This is a genomic window from Streptomyces sp. NPDC054813 (genome assembly GCF_053611365.1).
Genome location: NZ_JBSHAF010000027.1, coordinates 48,664 through 69,258 on the forward strand (window position 1 = coordinate 48,664; position 20,595 = coordinate 69,258).

Annotated in this window: 18 protein-coding genes and 9 pseudogenes; 14 read left to right on the forward strand and 13 right to left on the reverse strand. The window is 68.6% G+C overall.

Annotated elements, in window-relative coordinates; all coding sequences use genetic code 11:
* Positions 1–103: 103 nt before the first annotated feature.
* Complete coding sequence (locus tag ACWGJB_RS39750) at positions 104–1,354, reverse strand: hypothetical protein (protein ID WP_453384903.1); 1,251 nt, start codon at positions 1,352–1,354, stop codon at positions 104–106.
* Between the two features lie 659 nt (positions 1,355–2,013).
* Between ACWGJB_RS39750 and ACWGJB_RS39755 the strand changes: the two genes are divergently transcribed.
* Positions 2,014–2,931, forward strand: coding sequence for an IS5 family transposase (locus ACWGJB_RS39755; RefSeq protein WP_453384904.1), 918 nt, complete (start codon positions 2,014–2,016; stop codon positions 2,929–2,931).
* Between the two features lie 197 nt (positions 2,932–3,128).
* Here ACWGJB_RS39755 and ACWGJB_RS39760 read toward each other — a convergent pair whose 3' ends face one another.
* Positions 3,129–3,932 (reverse strand): SDR family NAD(P)-dependent oxidoreductase, encoded by an 804-nt coding sequence (locus tag ACWGJB_RS39760; protein ID WP_453384905.1) that lies wholly within the window; start codon positions 3,930–3,932, stop codon positions 3,129–3,131.
* 125 nt (positions 3,933–4,057) lie between these two features.
* Between ACWGJB_RS39760 and ACWGJB_RS39765 the strand changes: the two genes are divergently transcribed.
* Positions 4,058–4,966, forward strand: a complete 909-nt coding sequence (locus ACWGJB_RS39765) for a LysR family transcriptional regulator (protein ID WP_453384906.1) — start codon at positions 4,058–4,060, stop codon at positions 4,964–4,966.
* A 292-nt stretch (positions 4,967–5,258) separates the two neighbouring features.
* Here the strand turns inward: ACWGJB_RS39765 and ACWGJB_RS39770 are convergent.
* Positions 5,259–5,767, reverse strand: a pseudogene (locus ACWGJB_RS39770) (hypothetical protein).
* A gap of 423 nt (positions 5,768–6,190) precedes the next feature.
* Between ACWGJB_RS39770 and ACWGJB_RS39775 the strand changes: the two are divergent.
* From ACWGJB_RS39775 to ACWGJB_RS39800, 6 genes and pseudogenes are all read left to right on the forward strand, one after another.
* Positions 6,191–7,156 carry a DUF1152 domain-containing protein gene (locus ACWGJB_RS39775; RefSeq protein ID WP_453384907.1) on the forward strand — a complete coding sequence of 322 codons (966 nt, stop codon included), beginning with the start codon at positions 6,191–6,193 and terminating at the stop codon, positions 7,154–7,156.
* Between the two features lie 36 nt (positions 7,157–7,192).
* On the forward strand, positions 7,193–7,549 hold the full coding sequence (locus tag ACWGJB_RS39780; protein ID WP_453384908.1) for a hypothetical protein: 357 nt from the start codon (positions 7,193–7,195) through the stop codon (positions 7,547–7,549).
* A complete protein-coding gene (locus ACWGJB_RS39785; RefSeq protein ID WP_453384909.1) occupies positions 7,546–7,845 on the forward strand; it encodes a hypothetical protein in 300 nt (99 codons plus the stop codon). The genes ACWGJB_RS39780 and ACWGJB_RS39785 overlap by 4 nt, the downstream gene beginning before the upstream one ends.
* Before the next feature lie 45 nt (positions 7,846–7,890).
* On the forward strand, positions 7,891–8,019 hold the full coding sequence (locus ACWGJB_RS39790; RefSeq protein ID WP_453384910.1) for a hypothetical protein: 129 nt from the start codon (positions 7,891–7,893) through the stop codon (positions 8,017–8,019).
* A 152-nt stretch (positions 8,020–8,171) separates the two neighbouring features.
* A complete protein-coding gene (locus tag ACWGJB_RS39795; RefSeq protein WP_453384993.1) occupies positions 8,172–8,651 on the forward strand; it encodes a hypothetical protein in 480 nt (159 codons plus the stop codon).
* 21 nt (positions 8,652–8,672) lie between these two features.
* Positions 8,673–8,868 (forward strand): annotated as a pseudogene (locus ACWGJB_RS39800) (IS5 family transposase); the annotation flags it as partial.
* Positions 8,869–8,884: 16 nt separating this feature from the next.
* Here ACWGJB_RS39800 and ACWGJB_RS39805 read toward each other — a convergent pair.
* Positions 8,885–9,493 (reverse strand): HNH endonuclease, encoded by a 609-nt coding sequence (locus tag ACWGJB_RS39805; RefSeq protein ID WP_453384911.1) that lies wholly within the window; start codon positions 9,491–9,493, stop codon positions 8,885–8,887.
* 28 nt (positions 9,494–9,521) lie between these two features.
* Here ACWGJB_RS39805 and ACWGJB_RS39810 point away from each other — a divergent pair, with 28 nt between their 5' ends.
* On the forward strand, positions 9,522–10,061 hold the full coding sequence (locus ACWGJB_RS39810; protein WP_453384912.1) for an ArsR/SmtB family transcription factor: 540 nt from the start codon (positions 9,522–9,524) through the stop codon (positions 10,059–10,061).
* Positions 10,058–11,353: an MFS transporter gene (locus ACWGJB_RS39815; protein WP_453384913.1), complete on the forward strand. Its 1,296-nt coding sequence runs from the start codon at positions 10,058–10,060 to the stop codon at positions 11,351–11,353. The genes ACWGJB_RS39810 and ACWGJB_RS39815 overlap by 4 nt, the downstream gene beginning before the upstream one ends.
* 57 nt (positions 11,354–11,410) lie before the next feature.
* On the opposite strand, the pseudogene ACWGJB_RS39820 reads toward ACWGJB_RS39815, so the two are convergent.
* Positions 11,411–11,893 (reverse strand): annotated as a pseudogene (locus tag ACWGJB_RS39820) (IS701 family transposase); the annotation flags it as partial.
* A 156-nt stretch (positions 11,894–12,049) separates the two neighbouring features.
* On the opposite strand from ACWGJB_RS39820, the pseudogene ACWGJB_RS39825 reads away from it, so the two are divergent.
* A pseudogene (locus tag ACWGJB_RS39825) lies at positions 12,050–12,747 on the forward strand (SDR family oxidoreductase).
* A 143-nt stretch (positions 12,748–12,890) separates the two neighbouring features.
* Here ACWGJB_RS39825 and ACWGJB_RS39830 read toward each other — a convergent pair.
* Positions 12,891–13,233: pseudogene (locus tag ACWGJB_RS39830) on the reverse strand (ISL3 family transposase); the annotation flags it as partial.
* A gap of 60 nt (positions 13,234–13,293) precedes the next feature.
* The gene (locus ACWGJB_RS39835; protein WP_227996749.1) at positions 13,294–13,662 is read right to left on the reverse strand and encodes a VOC family protein; all 369 of its coding nucleotides are present in this window, start codon (positions 13,660–13,662) and stop codon (positions 13,294–13,296) included.
* 63 nt (positions 13,663–13,725) lie between these two features.
* On the opposite strand from ACWGJB_RS39835, the gene ACWGJB_RS39840 reads away from it, so the two are divergent.
* On the forward strand, positions 13,726–14,178 hold the full coding sequence (locus tag ACWGJB_RS39840; protein ID WP_453384914.1) for a MarR family winged helix-turn-helix transcriptional regulator: 453 nt from the start codon (positions 13,726–13,728) through the stop codon (positions 14,176–14,178).
* 197 nt (positions 14,179–14,375) lie between these two features.
* Here ACWGJB_RS39840 and ACWGJB_RS39845 read toward each other — a convergent pair.
* A pseudogene (locus ACWGJB_RS39845) lies at positions 14,376–14,670 on the reverse strand (IS200/IS605 family transposase).
* Positions 14,671–14,747: 77 nt separating this feature from the next.
* Here ACWGJB_RS39845 and ACWGJB_RS39850 point away from each other — a divergent pair.
* Positions 14,748–15,938, forward strand: a complete 1,191-nt coding sequence (locus ACWGJB_RS39850) for an RNA-guided endonuclease InsQ/TnpB family protein (protein WP_453384994.1) — start codon at positions 14,748–14,750, stop codon at positions 15,936–15,938.
* A gap of 192 nt (positions 15,939–16,130) precedes the next feature.
* On the opposite strand, the gene ACWGJB_RS39855 is transcribed toward ACWGJB_RS39850, so the two are convergent.
* Positions 16,131–16,379, reverse strand: coding sequence for a hypothetical protein (locus ACWGJB_RS39855; protein WP_453384915.1), 249 nt, complete (start codon positions 16,377–16,379; stop codon positions 16,131–16,133).
* A 338-nt stretch (positions 16,380–16,717) separates the two neighbouring features.
* Here ACWGJB_RS39855 and ACWGJB_RS39860 point away from each other — a divergent pair.
* A pseudogene (locus tag ACWGJB_RS39860) lies at positions 16,718–16,857 on the forward strand (transposase); the annotation flags it as partial.
* Positions 16,858–16,874: 17 nt separating this feature from the next.
* Here ACWGJB_RS39860 and ACWGJB_RS39865 read toward each other — a convergent pair.
* The 4 genes and pseudogenes from ACWGJB_RS39865 to ACWGJB_RS39880 form a co-directional block, all read right to left on the reverse strand.
* Entirely contained in the window at positions 16,875–18,050 is a 1,176-nt protein-coding gene (locus ACWGJB_RS39865) for an epoxide hydrolase family protein (protein WP_453384916.1), read from the reverse strand.
* Positions 18,051–18,175: 125 nt separating this feature from the next.
* A pseudogene (locus tag ACWGJB_RS39870) lies at positions 18,176–19,389 on the reverse strand (IS701 family transposase); the annotation flags it as partial.
* Positions 19,376–19,832 (reverse strand): annotated as a pseudogene (locus ACWGJB_RS39875) (helix-turn-helix domain-containing protein); the annotation flags it as partial. The pseudogenes ACWGJB_RS39875 and ACWGJB_RS39870, both read right to left, overlap by 14 nt.
* Before the next feature lie 85 nt (positions 19,833–19,917).
* The gene (locus ACWGJB_RS39880; RefSeq protein ID WP_453384917.1) at positions 19,918–20,466 is read right to left on the reverse strand and encodes a GNAT family N-acetyltransferase; all 549 of its coding nucleotides are present in this window, start codon (positions 20,464–20,466) and stop codon (positions 19,918–19,920) included.
* Positions 20,467–20,595 lie beyond the last annotated feature (129 nt).

Consider the following 20,595-nt stretch of genomic DNA (forward strand, 5'->3'; position numbering starts at 1 on the left):
GTTCGGCGGAGCATGCCGCAGACGCGGGGCCGCGCGGGCCCTCCTGCGGCGTTGCCGGGCCGGGCGCGGCCCGGCCCGGTCAGTTGGGTTTCCGCGGCTGTGCTCAGCCGTCGATCTCGTACTGGCCGACCGTCCGGAAGTACCGGAGGGCCTCCGGGCTGCCGTCGTCCAGGACCGCCTGGATCGCGTCAACCATGGCGTCGCTGATGTTCGGGTCCGTGAGCATATGGACGATGTACACGGAGTCGTCCTCGGCCTGCGCGAGCCGGTATCCGGTCCACCGGAAGTAGCTCAGGGCTTCGGCAGTACCGGCATCGAGGGCGGCGTTGGCCTCCTTGATCACCCTCTTGTCACCGTTCTGCGTGGCCACGAAGAGGATGTGGACCACGGCCACGGAGTCGTCCTCGACCTGGGCCTGGGCGTACCCCGTCTCCAGGAAGGCACGCAGCGCTTCCGGGGTGTTGGCGTCGAGGGCGGCGTTGGCCTCCCTGATCACCCTCTTGTCACCGTTCTGCGTGGCCACGGCGAGGATCTGAGCGACCGCGACGGAGTCGTCCTCGGCCTGGGCGAGGCGGCATCCCGTCTCCAGGAAGGCACGCATGTCGTCCGCCGTACCGCTCAGCGCCTCGTTGGCCTCGCGCAGAACGCCCGTCCCGGCGTTGTCGTCCGTGAGGATGTCCTGGATCGCGGTCCTGACTTGGTCGTCCGTCAGCCCATCGACCGGGGTTCCGGTGTCGGACGAGATGTCCGGGCAGGCCGTGGCAGGCGTGGGTGTGACGGGCGTGGCCGACGTGGACGCGTCGGCGGCGAAGGCCGGCGCGGTGAAGAGGAGGGCGGGCGTCAGAACGGTTGCGGCGACCAGCATCGCGGCGCGGGTCGGTCTCATGGATGTGCCTCCGTACTCGGTGTGTCGGTCGGTGTGAAGCATCCACATGCCAGGTACATAGATCAACACGTTTCGCGGCAGCGGCGCCATTGAACCGATCCTCAACTGCCCATATGCGGTGATGAGTTCATACTTTGCCGACACCAACGTCCGTCCGAGGAGCCCGCCGCCGCGGTGCCGTCGGGTGCCGGGGCCGTGCTGGCCCGAGCGGGCTCGGGCCGGGCGTCGGCCGGGGTTGCCGACGGCGGTGCACAGCGGCACCTCCTTGACCAGCAGGATGGCGATCAGGGCGACCAGGACGATCGGGGCGGCGATCAGGAAGACGACGCCGGTGGCGTGGCCGTACGCGTCCTCCACGACCGCGGCGACCGGCGCGGGCAGGACGGAGACGCCGACGCCGAGGGTGCGGATGAACGCCACCACCGAGGAGGCTGCGCCCAGTTCGTGCAGCGGCACGGTGTTCTGCACCGCCAGGACCAGGTTCTGTCTTGTGCGGATCGATGCTCAGCTCATCCCGTTGCCTTCGAGTTGGAAGTGCCAGATGACTGCGATCGGGGAATCGTCCAGGGCTGCGGCGGATGCTTGCGGACACCAGTGCAGCAGGTCCCAGGACACGCAGGTCGGGAGTGGGTCCGGGGCCGTGTCGGGGTTCGCTAGGGCGGGCGTGTCCAGCAGGGCGCGGATCTCGATGATCCGGGCCTCGACGAACGCCCGGTCGACGCTTCCCTCCCGGAAGCCGCGCAGCAGAGCGGCGCCCTCGATGCCCAGCAGATATCCCAGGGGGACTCAGGTAGGTCACCCCAGGGACGGTACGGACACATGCTCCGACGACTCCAATGGATTTCCGGCGCTTCGGGCAGCCGTCGTCGGTGGACCAAATAACCTGCGACCACAGGCGAATCAGATCATCTGAGACAGGGACCAGATCGGTAGAGACGGAACGGTCACCGAGCGTGATTGTTGTCCTCGGGTGGGCGTCCCGTCTGAGTAGCTGTTGTCTTTCCGATCTTGAAAGATGCGCGTCGAACGGGAGTTCCGATTGGGTGATCGTGGGGCGCTTGGCGCATACGGACAGGGCCTCCTGAACAGCTCGTTGGTGTCGAATCACCGAGCAGCAGGAGGCCCTGATGCAGCAGTCTTCCGTGCCGACGGCCGGGCAGTCCAGCTCGGTCGCCTGGGAGTGTGACTGCCTGGCTCACCGGTTGGGAAACGCCGCCGACAACGGGTTGCGGCAGCCGCGCTACCCGACGGACATGACGGACGCGGAGTGGGCGGCCGTCCTGTCGTTGCTGCCGCTGCCGGGCTGGATGCGCGGTCGCGGCGGCCGGCCGGAGGCGTACTGCCACCGGGCTGTACTCGATGCGATCCGCTACCTCGTGGACAACGGCATCAAGTGGCGGGCGATGCCGGCCGACTTCCCGCCGTGGGACCGGGTATACGCGTTCTTCCGCCGCTGGCGCGACCATGGCCTGGTCACGGAGTTCCACGACCGGCTACGTGCGCATGCCCGCGAGAAGGCGGGCCGCGACGCGGAGCCGACGGCCGGGGTGATCGACTCGCAGTCGGTGAAGGCGGACGCTGTTGTCGGTGCGGACAGTCGCGGGTTCGACGGCGGCAAGCTGGTCAACGGGCGCAAGCGGCACGTCGTGGTCGACACTCTCGGCCTGCTGCTCGGGGTGATGGTCACCGCCGCGGATGTCGGCGACCGCGCCGCCGCCCGGGTGCTGCTTGGACGGGTGGCCGACGCGCATCACCGCCTCGCCCTGGTCTGGGCCGACGGCGGCTACACCGGCAGCCTCGTCGAGCACTGCCTGGCCGCGTTCGCGCTCGTCCTGGCCATCGTCAAACGCAGCGACGACATGCGCGGCTTCGTGGTGCTGCCCAAGCGGTGGATCGTCGAGCGCCTCTTCGCCCACCTGATGCGCACCCGCCGCCTGGCACGCGACTACGAACGCCGCACCACCAGCGCCGAGGCGATGATCTACTGGTCGATGACCCTGCTCATAACCCGCCGCCTTGCCCGCTCATGCCCGCAGCAGGCGTGAACCGGCCAGGCGCGGGCTCGGCCAGCCAGCCACGCGAGACCAGGCGTTTCGCCTTCGACCGCAATGCCTCCACCCGCGAGCCAGGCCAGCCCCTCATGCCAGCACCTGCGACTCCGGCTTCGCCGCATCCCGGGGAGCCGACTGGGTGTCCGCCTCCCGCGCACCCGGGGTGACCTCCATGCCGGCGGTGTTGCCCCTCAACCGAAGGCGGCCAGGGAGACCGGCTGCCACTGGCGCCAGGTGTGCAGACGCTCCTCGTAGAGACCGGCGACGTCGGTGAGGGACTTGCCGAGGAAGATCCGCAGCGGGGGCTGGTCCGCGTCGACGATCCGAAGGATCGCGTCGCGGGTGGCGCGCGGGTCGCCGACCTCGAAATCCTGTGCAGTGGCCGCGTGGACTTCGGTGTAGTCCGGATGCCGCTTACTGTGCCGTGCCCCGCGGGCCAGCCAGTCGGTCGCGTAGGGGCCGGGCTCGATGTTGGTGATGTGGATTCCGAAGGCTGCCACTTCTTGCGCCAGGGACTCCGACAACCCCTCGAGAGCCCATTTGGAGGCGTGGTACGCACCGATGCCGGGGAAGGCACGTACGCCGCCCTCGCTGGTCACCTGCAGGATCCTTCCCGACCGTTGGGCCCGCATGAGGGGCAGGACGGCCTGCGTGACCCATACCGCGCCGAAGAAGTTGGTCTCCATCTGAGCCCGGAGTTCGTCCTCGTCAATCTCCTCGACCATGCCGAAATGCCCGTAGCCGGCATTGTTGACTGCGATGTCCAGCGAACCGAAATGCGAGTGGGCACACTGCACGGCCGCATGCACCGCGGCACGGTCGGTGACGTCGAGCCGGACCGGCAGTACCGCATCCCCGTACCGCTCGACCAAAGGGGTTAGCTGGCCGACGTCCCGAGCCGTCGCCACGACGTGATCGCCGCGTTCGAGCGCGGCGTCCGCCCACTCGCGGCCGAACCCCCTCGAACTGCCCGTGATGAACCACGTCTTCGCCATGATTGGTACTCCCTATGGGTGGATCGCTTGCTGTTGCTACTCCATCGTGTTACTGACCGAGACATTCCACCAGCGAGGGTCTTGCATAGGAGACATGCGGCCCCGGAATGTGTCAGGATGACGGCATGGCCGACTTCACCCTCACCGGCCTGCGCGTCATTCAGGCCGTAGTCGACACCGGATCGTTTACCGCCGCGGCCGACGCGCTCGGATACACGCAGTCAGCGGTGTCCCGTCAGGTGGCGGCGATGGAAGCCGCCGCGGGCGCACCGCTGTTCGTCCGGGGCGCCCGCGGGGTTGCTCCCTCCCCCGCGGGCACAATGCTCGCCCGCCGAGCTGCGACAGCCCTCAACGAGATCGATGCCGTCAGCACAGACCTCGCCGGGCTGCAGGACCACCTCACCGGACGAGTCGTCATTGCCGCGTTCCCCTCGGCCGCCGCTGTGCTCGTCCCCAGAGCATTGGCCCGCCTCCGAAACGACCACCCGGGTCTGATCGTCGAGTTCGGCGAGGCATCCTCGCCCACGCAGCTTCGCCAACTCCGCGCTCACCGCATCGACGTCGCAGTGATCGGTGTGGGGCCGGACCTGCCCGCCTACGATTTCGAGGGACTGCCCCGCGACCTGCTTCTGGACGGCAGTCTCCTCCTCGCCGTGCCCGCGAACCACCGGTTCGCCGGCCGCGGAACCATCCCGGTGACCGAGCTGAGGGACGAAGCCTGGATCGTTGGCAAGGGCCTCCGCGACGACCCCCAGTTCGGCGCCTGGCCAACCCTCGACCACCCGCAGATCGCCTACGCCGCCCGCGAATGGCCCACTCGCCTGGGTTTTGTCGCCGCCGGTCTCGGCATTGCCGTACTGCCCGAACTGGCCGCCGCGGCGGTCCCCACCGGCGTCCGCACCGTCCACGTCGACGACCCCGCCTGGCTCGGCCGAGCCACTGTCGCCGTCACGGTCCGCAACCGCTCTCCCGAGGTGACGGCCACCGTGAAGGCGCTCCGCCACGAGGCCGCACAGCTTCGTGCGGTGCTATAACGCCGCACCCGGCAAGGAAATCCAAGCTGCGACATGACCGCACCGTCAACTATCACGCTCGACGTATTGCCCAGCGGCCAGCAGAATCATGGCCTCGATCACTGTGCTGGCCGGCGCGCCGCAGGGCCGGCTGTGCCGCGTTGAGAACGGGCGCCAGCCGGACTGGGCACCGTACCCAGCCGCGCACACCTGCGGTTCGCCGTGACCGCAGGGCGCAGGAGTCGGCTCAGGCACGCCGCCTGGCACGCGACTATGAGCGGCGCACCACCGGTCTGCTGGTCGATGGCGCTGTTCATGACGCGCCGCCTGGCCCGGCCACACCCTGCGCGAGCGTGAACCGGCCCTGCGCGGGCTCGGCCAGCCAGCCACGCGAGACCAGGCGTTTCGCCTTCGACCGCAGTGCCTCCACCCGCGCCGGCACCACATCCATGCCGAATCCTGCGGCCATCTCCTGGCAGGTCAGCGGCCCTTGATGGAGCCGGAGGCGGTCCGCGAGGGTCTGCAGGATGCGTTGGTAGTACCGACAGCACCGACCAGTCCTGCCCCTCACGCCACACCGGCACCTGCGACTTCGGCTTCACCGCACTCCGAGGCGCCGACGGCGCGTCCGGGTCCTGCGGATCCCCGGTGACCTCCGTGTCGGCGGTGCTGCCGCCGTCCGGAGCCAGCACCGTATCGACCCGCCTGCGGGCGATCACCCACTCCTGCCATTCCAGCTCGGCCACGGCCAGCTCGGCCTGGATGCGGTCGGCCGCGAGCACCCAGCTCACGCTGTTCCAACATCCCAACCACCGACGGCATCCGCGACCTCCCGGGGAACGACAACCCGAACAGACCACCACTCCCACCGAATCACCGAACCCACGCGCTACCAGTAGAAACGCAGCGATCACGTCCGGAAAGACAACAGCTTCTGACCGAGCCTTGGTCGATCTCACTGAAGTTTGATCGGCCCGCTGCAGGTCAGCGCTCCGCTGCCCCCTCGGGCGGTCAATGCTCGTTGAGACACCGGTCAGAGTTCAGTGAGACGCAACATCTCCTCGGGCCAGTGGGCCTCTGCCAGCACCCGAAGCCGTCGGAACGTTAGACGCGTCTAACGTCCTGGCGTCAGCTGCCCCTGCCCGGCCACACAGTCAGCTGCTCACCGAGCACCAGTAGGTACGCGGGGCACCGCACCGACGATATCGGCCCGGTGCCGGCTCGTCCTCCTGCTAGCGTCCTGCGGTGATCTCTCTGGGGGAACCCGCGTTCTTCACCCGCCTGCGCGACGCGCGACGGGTGCTCATCGCCGGTGCGGGCGGCGGCTTCGACGTGTACGCCGGGCTGCCGCTCGCACTCGCGCTGCGGTCGGCGGGCAAGGAGGTGCACCTCGCCAACCTGTCCTTCGCCGACCTGTACGGCCTGGACCTCGATGTGTGGGTGGACCAGGACGTCGCGGCCGTCGGGCCCGACACCCCCCTGCGCGGCGACTACTTCCCCGAACGGACGCTCGCCCAGTGGCTCGCGACGCAGGATCTGCCGTCGACCGTGTACGCGTTCCCGAGCATCGGTGTCGGTCCGCTGCGGGCGGCCTATCGGACGCTGATCACGCATCTCGGCGGTGTCGACGCGGTCGTGCTGGTGGACGGCGGGACCGACATCCTGATGCGCGGCGACGAGCACGGTCTCGGCACCCCGGAGGAGGACATGGCGAGCCTGGCCGCCGTGAGCAGGCTCGACGAGGTCCCGCACCGGCTGGTGGCCTGCCTCGGCTTCGGGGTGGACGCGTATCACGGTGTGAACCACTCGCTCGTGCTGGAGAACCTGGCCGCCCTGGACCGGGGCGGTGCCTATCTCGGGGCGTTCTCGCTGCTCGGGGCGGGGTGGGAGGGCGCGCTATATCTCGACGCGGTGGCGCACGCCCAGCGCAACACCGCGAGCCACCCGAGCATCGTCAACGGATCCGTCGCCGCCGCCGTGCGCGGTGAATTCGGCGACGTCCGGTTCACGGAAAGGACAAAGGACGGCGAGTTGTTCGTCAACCCGCTGATGGCACTGTACTTCTGTGTGGACCTGCCTGGACTGGCCCGCCGCAATCTCTACCTCGGTCTGCTGGAACGGACTTCGCTGATGCGGCAGGTGAGTTCCGTGATCGAGGAGTTCCGTACCACGCTGCCCCGTCAGCGTCCGCCGCGGGCATTCCCGCACTGAGCCTTCCTCCGGTACGGGCGAACGGGATCCGCCCCCATGCGGACGGCTGCCAGCACCCGTAGTCGCTCGAATCTTAAACGCGTTGAGGGCTCCCACAAGACAGGTACCGCGTTCACCAAACCCGTCGATCCACTCCTGGGCCAGGCCATCGAAGCACGGCAGGCCGTCAGACCCGCTCAGCCGCCGAAGCTCGACCGTAAGACAAACGAGTACGCCGACTTCCTGCTCGCCGACCGCGCCCGCCGGGTCGCAAAGCGCTACATCAACACGGCGATCATCCCGATGCTCTGTCGCAAGGCCGGCGTCCCCAACGCCGATGTCCGCGGCAACATCACCAGCCACCGGGCCCGGTCCACCATGCGAGCCAGCTCTACAACGCCGAGGACCCTATGACCCTCTTTGAGCTGCAGGAGTGGCTGGGCCACCGGACTCCCGAGGCGACCGCGCACTACGCGAAGCTCACTCCGGACACCCTTGCCAGGGCTTACAACGACGCCGGCTACTTCGCCAGAAACGTACGCACCATCGAAGTCCTCGTCGACCGCGACGCGGTCGCCTCCGGCGCCGCCGCCAGCGGCGAACCCTGGCAGTACTACGACCTCGGCTACGGCTGGTGCACCTACACCTTCTTCGAGCAGTGCCCCCGCCGCACGGCCTGCGCACGCTGCGACTTCTACGCCCCGAAGTAATCCGGCAAGGGCCAGCTGCTGGAGGCGAAAGACAACCTGCAGAAGGTGCTGGCCAATATCCCGCTCACCGACGATGAACGCGCCGCCGTCGACGACGGGCAGACCGCCCTCGACAAGCTCCTCGAGCGACTCGCGACGTTCCCAGACCCGCAGGGCCGACACCGAGCCAGATGAATGCCCCCCGCGACTGCGACTCTGCTGCCGGTCATCGACCTGACCACCTGCACGCGACCGTGCCGACCCGGTGAGCCGTGCTGAGGATCCCTCGAACGTTATCCAGGTGTGCGTCGGCACGAGAAGATGCCAGAGTCACCGTCGTGACCTTGATGAACGTGCTCGTCGACTTCGCCCGGTCCGGCCGTATCGGCCCGCTTCACAGCGGCATGTCCCTGACCCAGGCCGAGGATCTCCTGGGCCCAGGACGCCCACACCCCGCCATCCGGATGAGACCGGACATCGACGGCTACCCCCACGCCTGGGACGGCCTGGAGCTGTCCATCACCCAACGCCTGGTCAGCGGAATCTCGATCAGCCTCCGGCCGGGCTCGACAACCAAGTTGCCGCCCCTGGTCCTGCCCGACTCGGAGTCCTACCCGTCCACAGTGCTCCGAGAAGACCTGATCGCCGGCCTTGACGCAGTCGACTGCCGCCACGACATCAACGACCGCCTCACGTTCGGGAAGCAATCCAGCATCCTTACCCAACCCGCCAACGTCTGCGCGGTGTTCTTCACGCCTGGCCGTGACGACCACGTGCCCCATCGTGAACGCCTCTACCTCGGCGTGATCCACAAGCGCACGGCTTGACATCTTTGATTCCACAGAACGCCATGGGAAACGGTCTACGGCTAGTTCGCCGCCTGGCCAGAAGGAAGGCGTCTTCGACCAGCTCAATGGCCTACTGCGCCGTCTGGTATGAGAGGCCGATGGCCGCGACAGCGAGCCGAGCGCCTGCGTGCTGGATGCGCAGCGCGTGAAGGCCTCCGCGAACGTGCCCGCGGTCGGCCAAGACATCGATGCCGGCTAGAAATCGCAGGAGTTCAGCTACCCGGTTCCCGGAAGGGTTCCCGGTTCGGGGGGGGGCGCTGGCGGCCGGTCAGCCGGAAATCGGTCCTGGGATTCGGCCACTTGACCGCACCGCTCGGGACTGAGCATTCCGATCCTGCGCATGGCGTGCTTGGGCCGGTGAATTCGACGGGCAGGGTCCCCACGGCACTTGGCCTGCGGAGAATCGGGTCGTCGAGGTCGTTGGCGTTGGCCTCGCGTTCCTTGGGTGTCCAGGTGGAGGCGCCGGAGTCCCAGGCCTCAGCGAGCGGGACCAGGTGGTCGACGTCGAGCTTGCTCGCGCTGTCGAGGTAGCTGTCGTCGTGCGGGCTGTACCAGCTGCCCCCGCTCAGAGCGCACTTCGCGCCGACCTTGGGGGAGGCGACGACCTCCTCGAGGAGGACTTCGGCGCGGGTGTTGCAGCCGTTCTTGTCCGCGTCGGTGAAGTGCTTGAACCTGTCGCGGGGGTAGCCGGCGCTGCTTTCGTCCGCGACGGTCAGCGCGGCCAGGGAGTCGCGGACCGGCAGGGTGATCGAAGGTTTTTTGACGGCTCTCGCGCGCCGGGCGGCAGAGTCTGGCAGTCCGCGCGAAATCCCCTTGCGCAATGGTCAAGAATCGTTGACCATTGCTCGCATGCCTGCCGATGATCTTCCCGAGACGTTTCACGTCACCACCGACGAGCAGTTGCGCGCCGTTTCCAATCTCACGCGTCACCGGATCATGGCCGTGCTCCGCTTCGAACCGGCGACGATTACGCAGATCGCCGAGCGGGTGGGCCTTGCGAAGGGGAGTTCCAGCTATCACGTCCGGCTGCTGGAGCGCGCCGGCCTGGTGAAGGTGGTGCGGACGCGGAAGGTGCGGGGGGTCACCGAGCGGTATTACGCGATGGCCGCAGGGGCGATCGTGCTGCCGGATCCGGGCGAGGGAGGGCCGGATGTGCTGATGCGGCATGCGGTGGCGGACCTCGAGGCGGCGCCGGCGGATGGCGCACGGCACGTGCGGATGGCGCATCTGCGGCTCACCGAGGAGCAGTTCGCAGAGCTGGGGGCGCGGCTGCAGGCGCTGGCGGACGAGTACCGGGAGCTGTCCGATCCGTCGCTGCCGGACGCGTCACTCGTCTTCGCACTGTTCCACCCGGCACCGCGCGAGCAGGCTGAGGGGGGCGCCAAGTGACCTCAGACATCCGGAAGTTGCCGACCGGGTTCGGACGGCTGTGGACTGCGCAGACGGTGTCCTCGCTCGGTGACGGGGTGACGCAGGCCGCGCTGCCGCTGCTGGCGTTGGCGTTGACGCGGGATCCGATGGCGCTCGCCGTCGTCACGGCCGCGGGGACGCTGCCGTGGCTGCTCTTCGGGGTACTCGGCGGTGCGCTGGTGGACCGCTGGGACCGCCGGCGCACGATGTGGGTCGCGGACACGGCGCGTGCGGTGCTGCTCGCGATACCCGCGGCGGCGGCCGTGCTCGGCGTGCTGACCATTCCGCTGCTCGCGGCCGTCGCCTTCCTGCTCGGCCTCGGCGGACTCTTCTTCGATACGGCCGCCACGGCCTATCTGCCGGATCTGCTCCGCCGCGACCCCGCACTCCTGGAGCGCGCCAACTCCCGCTTGCGCGGAGCCCAGACCGCCGCGTCCGGCTTCGCGGGGCCGCCTGCGGGCAGTGCGCTGCTCGCGTTCGGGCGGGCGGTTCCGCTGCTCGCCGACGCGGTGTCGTTCATGCTCTCCGCACTGCTCGTACGTACGCTGCCCGGCATGCCCCGGCCCGTGCCGGAGGTCCGCGAGTCGCTGCTTCGGCAGGCGCGGGCCGGGGCCTCGTACGTCTTTCGGGACCGGGTGCTGCTCGGCCTCGCGCTCCGCCCGGCGGTCGGGAACATCGCCTTCCTCGCCGTGGAGACCGTCCTCGCCCTCTTCGCGCACGACCGCCTCGGCATCGACACCTACGGCTTCGGCCTGCTCCTCACGGCGGAGGCCACCGGCGGCCTGCTCGGCGCAGGGATCGCCTCCTACCTTGGCCGACGACTCGGCACCGGCACCGCACTGACCTGCACAGCCGCCGTCGAAGGGCTTGCCATCCTGGGCCTGGCCGCTGCCCCGAACCCGTACGTGGCCGGGCTGGCGCTCGCCGTCTGCGGGGCCGGCATGGGCGCCACGATGGTGCTCGGGCCCTCCCTCCGGCAGGCGATCGTCCCCGCCCACCTCATGGGCCGGGTCGCCTCCACCTCCCGCATGCTGGCCATGTGCGCCGCCCCCATCGGGGCCTTCCTCGGCGGCTGGCTGGCTGCCACCTACGACATCCGCACCCCGCTCTACGCCGCCGCCGTCCTCCTCCTGGCGATGACGGCCGTCACGGCATCCATGACCAGCAACCGCCGGGTCGAAGCGGCGCTGCGTGCCGCCGCCCCGGCCGGCGGTCCAGATCACCCGGCATCCAAGGATCCCGCCCAGGAGAGTGCACCCGACTTGTTGTGACGCCTGCCGCGAAGGCGTCACAAGAAGTCGGGTGCCAGGCCCCTGCGGGGCACAACGAGGGAAGCCGGCCGCCGCCCTCCGGTCCGGGTCGGCGTGCCAGGCCTCCTGCACGTACAGGTCCCGGTCGATCAGGGCGTGGCCCCGCTCGGTCGCGTACGTCGTGTACACCGCGACGATCACGTTCTCGACCCGGCCCATCGTGCCGGAATACTGCCGGCCTGCGGCCGCCGTCATTGTGCCCTTCTTCGCCTGCCCGGTCTCGTCGAAGATCAGGACCCCACCGTCGGCGCCGAGGTGCCGGGCCAGGAAGAAGCGCACCGCGTTCCTAGCCGCATCCTCGTCCCACACCGCGCGCTCCGACAGGTGGTGCAGGCGGTAGGGCCGAGCCAGCCCCACTGCCTCCGCGATCGACCAGCAGTTGCCTTCAACCTGCGGCATCAGCAGCCCACGCAGGTACAGCAGTGCGTTCTGCCGCAGATCACGGCGGTGGAAGACCGGCGCCGCCAGGCTTGCGGCGAGTTCAGCGAATACCGTTTCCATCAGCCTGGGATCGACACTTGCGGCCCAGGCCGCCCGATCTTCGTGTTGCGTCACAACATCATGATTATCGGGTAGCCTGCGTCCGCCAACTCAGTGTTCATCGGCACCTGGAGCCTGGCGCATCGCCGATACCGCCGTCACCAAGGAGGCCGTGCCATGGAACCTGTCACGTTGATCACCGGCGGTTCGAGCGGGATCGGTGCGGCCACTGCCCGTGCCCTGCTCAAGCAAGGCCACCGCGTGGCGATCACCGGCCGCGATGCCGGTCGCCTGGCCGAGTTCGCCACCTCCACCGGAGCGGGCGAGCGGCTGCTGACCATCACCGGTGACGCCAGCGACGAGAGCCATGTCGCCGCTGCCGTGCGTCAAGTCGTGGGCCTGTGGGGCCGATTGGGCACGGTGATCGCGAACGCCGGGTTCTCCCTGCCCGGCACGCTGGAGGACCACGACCCTGCGGCCATGCGTGCCATGGTTCTCACCAACATCCTCGGCCCGGCTCTGCTGGTACGCGAGGCGCTGCCACACCTGAGGAAGTCCAAGGGCCGGATCGTGATCGTCGGTTCGGTCGCGGGCACCAGGAACACGCCCGGCAACCTGTACTCCGTCACCAAGTGGGCCGCGCACGCCCTGGCCGAGAACGTCCGACTCCTGGTGGCCAAGGACCGTGTCGGCGTCACTCTTGTCGCCCCAGGGTTGTGGACACCCCATTCTGGGACGAGCGCGGTGGATCACCCGCAGCGGCGCCGACATTGACCGCCGAGCAGGTCGCCGAGGCGATCCTGTTCGCCGTCAATCAACCCGAAGGCGTGGACATCAACCACCTCGTTACGCGGCCCGTCGGCCAGGTCAACTGATCTCGATCGCGCTGCGGGCGACGGGGCGCACGAGCAGCATCAGGCCACGGTCTACGACTGGAGTACTAGGCCGGCCCCTCCACCTGCCGCACCGGGCCTCGCCCACCGCCTGGGAATCCGTTGCGCCCTCCGCCAGTGCTGCACACCGCCCACATCACCGCCTGCGTCGAGAGTTTCGCCTCGGTACGGCGGCCGCGGTCGTGTCCTGGCGCCAGACCTGCCCGCAGCCCGATCAGCGGTAGCGGCGGATGCGGACGTGCAGGATCGTTGCCCGCCGGCCGAACGGGACGTGCGCCGGTCGGCGCAGCACGCTGTCGCGCAGCACCCCAGGCAGCCGCAGGCATGGCGCCAGTCATCAGGGTCGACCACTCGGCAGAGCAACACCGCGTCGCCGGGATGCAGCTGTTGGCCGACCGCCTCCAAGCCGAGGTCATCCAGCCGGCAGAACGTCGTCAGATCAGCAGGGCAGAAGGTCGCGTCACGCACGACCCCAGGGCGCGACCGCGGTCTTGGGGGATCGGTGATCGTCCGGTGGTGTTGGGCCGATCAGGCGCGGTCGTGGAGAGTGACCTGGTAGCCGTCGGGGTCGGCGAAGGTGAATGTCCGACCGAAGGGGCCGTCGATCGGTGCGGAGACGATGGTGTGACCGTCGGCGACGAGAGCATCGTGAATGGCCTGGACGTCGGTGGCGTGGAGCCAGATCGCGGCACCGATGCCGGGCTGAGCAACGGATGCGAGATCGGTGCCGGGAACGATGTCGCGGAGCGCGAACGCGATCGGCTTCGTCTCGAAGACGACGGCGTGCGGAGGTCCGGCCTGCGAGCGGACGAGGCCTAGGTACTGCTCGTAGAACGCCTGCGAAGCGTCGAGGTCGCGCGCCTGGAGCGAGATGAAGTCGGGGCCGGTGGCGGGCATGATGATGCTCCTTCTTTTCGTGTCAGTTTTCTGACACAGGTCAATCTATGTCAGAATCCTGACATGAATCAAGATGGTGTCGACCTTGAGACGTCTCTGGGCTACCTGCTGAAAGAGGCGTCGAGCGTCCTGCGCGCAGCCATGGAGGAGGTGCTGCGGCCGCTCGGGATGAGCGTGACGCACTACTCCTGCCTCGAGCTGCTGGCTCAACGACCGGGCTTGTCGAACTCCGAGCTCGCGCGGGGCGCGTTCGTGACACGGCAGACCATGAACGTGCTGCTCCAGGCCCTGGAACGAGAGGGCTACGTGACCAGACCCGCGGAGGCACCCGTCGGGAAGGTTCTTCCCACGCGGCTCACGCCTCGCGGCCGACGGAGCCTCGAGAAGGCGACCGTAGCGGTCCGGTCCGTCGAGGTCAGAATGCTGGCCGGCCTGACCGAGACCGAGCGGTCAGGCGCGTTCCGGATCCTGCAGAGCATGATCCATTCCCTGCGCGACGGCAACGACGGTGCATAGCTCGATCCCCGGCGCACGTCTCGTCGCGCCCGGACAGGAGTGCAGCCGAGCGTGAAAATCCGTGCCGGCGACCTCGAAAACCGACAGACCCCGACTACACGCTCTTCCGCGATGAGCCGGTTTACCGGGACTCTTGCAGAAAGCCCCGGCATTCACGCCGGGGATGAATGCATCTCAAGGCTGCTCTGACGCGCACTTTAGAGCGGACGTTTTTGCTGCTCGATGTACTGGCGGACGATGGCCAGTGGTGCTCCGCCGCACGATGCGGAGAAATACGAGGGCGACCACAGGTGCCCGTGCATGATGGCGCGGTTGATCCGGCCGTTGAACTCCTGCGGTATCCGGCGAGCGGAGACGCCCTTGAGGCTGTTGACCAGCTTCGAGACGGCGACCTTGGTTGACCTTGCGCATGATCCCTTCGCAGCGCGTCAGCATCTCGTCGTTGAACACCCCGCGCCGGTACTTCGTCACGAAGACCAAGTGCACATGCATCGCCGAAATGACGTGTCTGCCACGCCTAGCTCCGCTACAACTACCGGGCCTACCCGGACTCCTCCCAGCGCCGTGCGCTGGCGAGCGCGTTCGGGTGCGCCCGCGTGGTGTGGAACGACTGCCTGCGCGACCGCAAGGAAGCGCACGCGGCAGGATTGCCGTATGTGACGTCGGCCGACCTGTCCCGGCTTCGCATCACCCAGGCCAAGCGCACCGAGGAACGCGCATGGCTCGCCGACGTGTCCGCGGTCGTCCTGCAACAGTCCCTGCGGGACCTGGATGCCGCCTACAAGAACTTCTTCGACTCGGTCAAAGGCAAGCGGCAGGGCCGCAAGGTCGGGCCGCCCCTCTACAAGTCGAAGAAGGACACCCGGCAGTCGATCCGCCTCAACACCAACGCCTCCTCCCTCCAGGCCGATGGCACGGTGTACGTGGCCAAGGTCGGCAACCTCAAGGCCAAGTGGCCCCGCCGGCTTCCCGCGGCACCCACGTCCCTGACCGTCACCAAAGACAGCTCCGGCCGGTACTTCCTCAGCTTCGTCGTGGACACCGAGCCGGACATCCTCCCGGGCCTGGAGACCGACGCCGGTCTCGACCTCGGCCTGTCCGCCTTCGCCGTCCTGTCCGACGGGACGAAGATTGACAGCCCTCGTTTCCTGCGCCGGACCGAAAAGAAGGTCAAGCGCCTTCAGCGGGAGCTGTCCCGCAAGGCCAAGGGATCGAAGAACCGGGCCAAGGCCCGTATCAAGGTCGCACGCCAGCACGCCAAGGTGACAGACCGGCGCCGGGACTTCCATCACAGGGCCTCCACACAGATCATTCGCGACAACCAAGCGGTGTACGTGGAGGACCTCGCGGTGTCCGGCCTCGGGCGCACCCGGCTCGCCAAGTCCGTGCACGACGCGGGATGGTCCGCGTTCGTGGACATGCTGGAGTACAAGGCGGCCAAGCACGGCCGCACCTTCGCCAAGGTGGACCGGGCCTTCCCGTCCTCTCAGGTCTGCTCGGCCTGCGGATTCCGGGACGGCCCAAAGCCCCTGCACGTCAGGGAGTGGATGTGCAGCGAGTGCGCCACCGTGCACGACCGCGACCACAACGCAGCCCGTAACGTCCTCTTCGAAGGACGCCGTATCGTCGCCGCCGGACGGGCGGAGACGCTAAACGCCTGTGGAGCGCCGGTAAGACCGGCACCCGTGCCCGCACAGCGCAGTGGAGCAGGAAGCCCCTGGGAGGGTCAGACGACCCAGGCCGGAATCCCTGGACTTTAGGCCAGGGAGCACGTCAATGCGCCACGACTCAAACACCGCGATTTCAGGGACTACCAACATGGATTGGTAATGGACGCGGCTCCGCCGGCTGGTCCATACATCGCCACAACCGGGCCGGTGGCTGCGGTGAGGAATTCAGACGGCGGCCACAGGCCAAAAGCCCTGGACGGGGGCTCGCGCAGGTTCCGAACGCTACCGGCCACAGCCGTCGAAGAAGAGATCCGCCTGTCCCCAACGAGCCGGAGCCGGCTCGCCCGTGTCGAGCAGACTCTCAAGCTGTCCGGCATCGACGACGTCCAAGCCCAGGACCAGCCGGAGAGTCGTTCCCGGCAGTTCGGCATACGGAACGAGAGCCCTCGCCCCGGGCGGGCTGGCGGTCCGGCTGACGAAATTGCATCGCAGAGGAATGCGCGTGGAAGTGAGGGTTTGCGCCTCGATCACGCCCCTCCTCCTGCCCCAACGCAGCGTTGATCCAGTCCAGTTGAGGATCATGGGTGACGTCCGCACCCGGAGCGTGGTAGCCGATGCTGCGGTTGGTCATCAGCATCCGGATCGCCGTCAAGAGGATCGCGAACCTGGCAGCTCGCTCCCGGCCTTCGGCCAGCAGGGGCGCCTCGTACTCCTCCGGAGCGTCCGGATCCTTCCGGCTGGCGGCTAGTAGGGCTTGGTCAGGTTCATTCGCTGGTGGCGTGTCCGTTTGATCGGGTGTGTCGTTGACTGGGTGTGCTGGGTGGGGAGTTGCCGCGGTCCGCTGTGACCTGGAGGACTTCGCGGCAGAGATGTTCGAGCCGTTTGCGTGGGCGGATCAACGCCGGTGGGGTCGGGTGTATCTGCGAGGGCTGCTGCTGGACGGGCGGCGTGAGTGGGTGGAGCCGATAGCCGCCCGGCTGGGCTGAACGGCAACCGGCAGGCCCTGGCCCGCGTGCGGCGGCGCCCTCAGCCCTTCGCCGTCGCCCGGTAGGGGCGGAAGAACGCACGTAGCTCCTCCGCGTAGAGCTCGGGCTCCTCGAACGGAGCGAAGTGCCCGCCGCGCGCGGGCTCGGTCACGTACACCACGTTCGTCGTGCGCTCGAGCCATGCCCGCGGCGGGCGGACGATGTCGCCGCGGAAGAGCGAGAAACCTGACGGCACCTCGACCCGGCGGGCGTGCTGCGCGGGCGGGATCGCGGCGTTCGCGCGGTACATGCGCATCGACGAGCCGATCGTCCCCGTGAGCCAGTAGAGCGTGACGTTCGTGAGGATCTCGTCCTTCGTGAAGCGCCGTTCGACGTCGCCGTCGCCGTCGCTCCACGCCCGGAGCTTCTCGACGATCCACGCGGCGAGCCCGGCCGGCGAGTCGGTGAGGCCGACCGCGGCGGTCTGGGGCTTCGTGCGGTGCATGGCGGCGTAGGCGCCCTCGCTCGCGCCCCACGCTGCGGCGCCCTCGAGCCAGGCGCGCTCCTCGGGCGCGAGGTCCGCCGGGTCGCCGGTGAAGACGGGCAGGCCCCCGTCCATGCGGTGGACGGCCACGACCCGGTCGGGGTGGTCCAGCCCGAGGTAGCGGCTCACGTGGCTGCCGATGTCCCCGCCCGCCGCGCCGAACCGCTCGTAGCCGAGAACGCTCATCAGCTCGGCCCACAGGCCGGCGACGGCGATGGAGTCGAGCGGCGGGCCGGTGGGGCGGTCGGAGTACCCGTAGCCCGGCATGTCGGGCACGACCACGTCGAACGCGTCGGCGGGGTCGGCGCCGTGTGCTCCGGGGTCGGTGAGGAGCGGGATGACCTTCGTGTAGCGCCAGAACGAGTCCGGCCAGCCGTGGCTGAGGACCAGGGGCAGAACGGGACCGGCCGGGGCTGCGGCCCGGGCGTGCACGAAGTGGATGCCGAGGCCGCCGAGCGGGACGCGGAAGCGGGAAAACCGGGCGAGCGCCGCCTCCTGCGCCAGCCACTCGAACCCGTCCGCCCAGTAGGCGACGAGCTCCCGGAGGTAGGCGAGGTCGGTCCCGAGTGACCACCCTGCGTCCTCGGGCGTGTCCGGCCAGCGCGTCGCGCGCAGCCGCGCACGCAGGTCCTCGAGCGCAGCGCGGGTGGTCCGCTGGGTGAACGGCTCAAGGCGGGGCACGGCGTGCGGCATGGGAGTCATCCTAGTAGTGCTTGGTCAGGTGGGTATCGGTTCTGGCATGTCGCGGTGACAGGTGGGACAGGCGCCAGTCCAGACCGCGAGGAGTGACTGGAGTTCGCGGGTGACCTGGTAGAGGCTCAGGCTGGCGCCGTCTCTTTTGGGGACCGGGTCAGTCGCTGCAGGGTGCAGAAGGCGCGAGCGACGGAGACGAGGGTGACGTGGTGGTGCCAGCCCCGCCAGGTGCGGCCCTCGAAGTGGGCCAGGCCCAGGGCCTGCTTCATCTCGCGGTAGTCGTGCTCGATGCGCCAGCGCAGTTTCGCGGTGCGCACGAGGGTGGTCAGCGGGGTGTCGGCTGGGAGGTTGGACAGCCGGAACTGGACGGGTTCGGGGTCGGTGGCGGGCCATTCGGCCAGCAGACAGCGCACGGGCAGCTCCGGGCCGTCGGTGTTCTTGCGGATTTCGCGTCCGGCGGGACGGATCCGCAGAGCCACGAACCGCGAGTACATGCGCTTGACGCCGCTGCGGCCGCTGCCGGCCCGGGAGCCTTCCCGCCACTGCACTGGCTTCGCGGCCTGCTTGCCGGCCTCGATGACCAGCTTCTTCACCATCCGGGCCGGCTCGGGGTAGGCGGGCTGCGGCCGTGGGCCGCGACCGCCGTAGGGCGGGGTGTGCGGCTGTGCCGCTTCCGGCTGGGCGGTGGTCGTGGTGGAGATGCCCACCACGTAGCTCAGCCCGCGTTCTTCCAGGCCAAGCCGGAAGGCTGCCGCATCGCCGTAACCACCGTCGGCGACGACGAGCGGGACTTCGATACCCCACGACCTCGTCTCGTCGATCATGTCCAGGGCCAGCCGCCACTTCTCGACATGCCCCAGCCCGTCGGGAATGCCGCACGTGGTGCGGCGGGCCACCTTGGCCGCATCGGCCTTCGGCGAAGCGGGATCCCAGCTCTCCGGCAGGAACAACCGCCAGTCCACGGCCGCCGACGCTGCATCGGCGGCCAGGTGCAGCGAGATGCCGGCCTGGCAGTTGGTGACTTTGTCCGCGGTCCCGGTGTACGGACGTGCCACGCACGCCGAGGCATCCCCGTCCTTGAGGAACCCCGTGTCATCGACGATCAGCGCGGTCGGCTTGATCACCTGCTGCATCCGCCATGCCAGGCGGGCGCGTACATGCGCCGCGTCCCACGGGCTGGAGGTGACGAAGTGGGCCAGGGCCTGCCGGTTGCCGTTCCGCCCAGCCGGGCGGCTATCGGCTCCACCCACTTACGCCGCCCGTCCAGCAGCAGCCGTCGCAGATACACCCGACCCCACCGGCGTTGATCCGCCCGCGCGAACGGCTCGAAGAAACGAGACGCCCTCCTCGCGGAGCAGAACCAGCAGGCCCTCCTGGCTGATGTCGTCGACCACCCCCTCGGCGACCAGGATGTCGGCCAGCTTGGCCAGACTCCAGGTCGAAAACGGCAGGCCGTGCTCGGCCGGCCTGGTCTTGGGGATCTTCTTGATCTCGCGCCGCTCGGGCAGTGTGCAGTGTGAAGATTCTGGGCCGGCCGCCCTTGTACTTCGGGTAGAGCGCCTCGAAGCCGTCGGCGTTGAAGTTGTGGATCACGTCCCGGACCCGGTCCGCGCTGGTGAACGTGACCTCGGCGATCTTCGCAACCGGCATGCCCTGCGCGGACAGCAGCACCATCTGGGCCCGCCGCCAGGTCACCACCGACCCGGTGTCTCGGCGGATGATCCGCAGCAGGCGCTGCCCCTCGTCGTCATCGATCTCGCGGACGCATACTCGTTCTGCCACCCGGACAGCCTGGCGATATCGCACCGTCCGGACCAGCATCCGCACGGCGCGTCACGTCACGACAGGGGTGGAGGTTCTCGCGGGACTATGCGCTGGGGTCGCGGAGGCCGACTGCGTCGTGCCGCCAGAACGGCTCTGCGTAGACCAGCGTGCCTGTCATCCATGGCTCATACTCCGGGAGCCTGAGGGCCTGGAAGGCGCCATGTGGAATGCGCAGAGATGGCTTTCGGAAGCCCTGGTCGTCACCGGGCGCGAAGCCGAAGCGCGAGTAGTAGCCCGGATCGCCCTCCAGGAAGACCAGGGGGACGGCCCGCTCGGTGAGGGTCTTCAGTCCGTGTCGGACCAGGGCCGAGCCGATACCGCGCTTGTGATGCTCGGGCATGACGGCCAACGGGCTGAGCACATGCACCTCAACCAGTCGCTGAGGGGCATCGAGCAGGCTGCGGGTGAACATGACGTGCCCGACGATCTGCCCGTCGAGCTCAGCGACCAGTGAGAGGCCGTCCGCGGGCGTGATCGTGCCCCGCAGGGTATCGACCAGGTCGGCCACGACAAGGCCGTGGTCACCGAACGCCCGCAGGTGGATGTCCCGCACAGACTCTCTGTCGCTCGGAAGTTCTTCGCGAAGATCCATGACCGGAGGGTAAGGACCAGTCCCACTCGCTCGCACACGGTTTTGAAGCCCGAAGATGCGCGGTGAGTGACACCGAGTTGCAAGTTGCACACCACATACAGCGTCCGAACGGCGCGTCACATCACCACA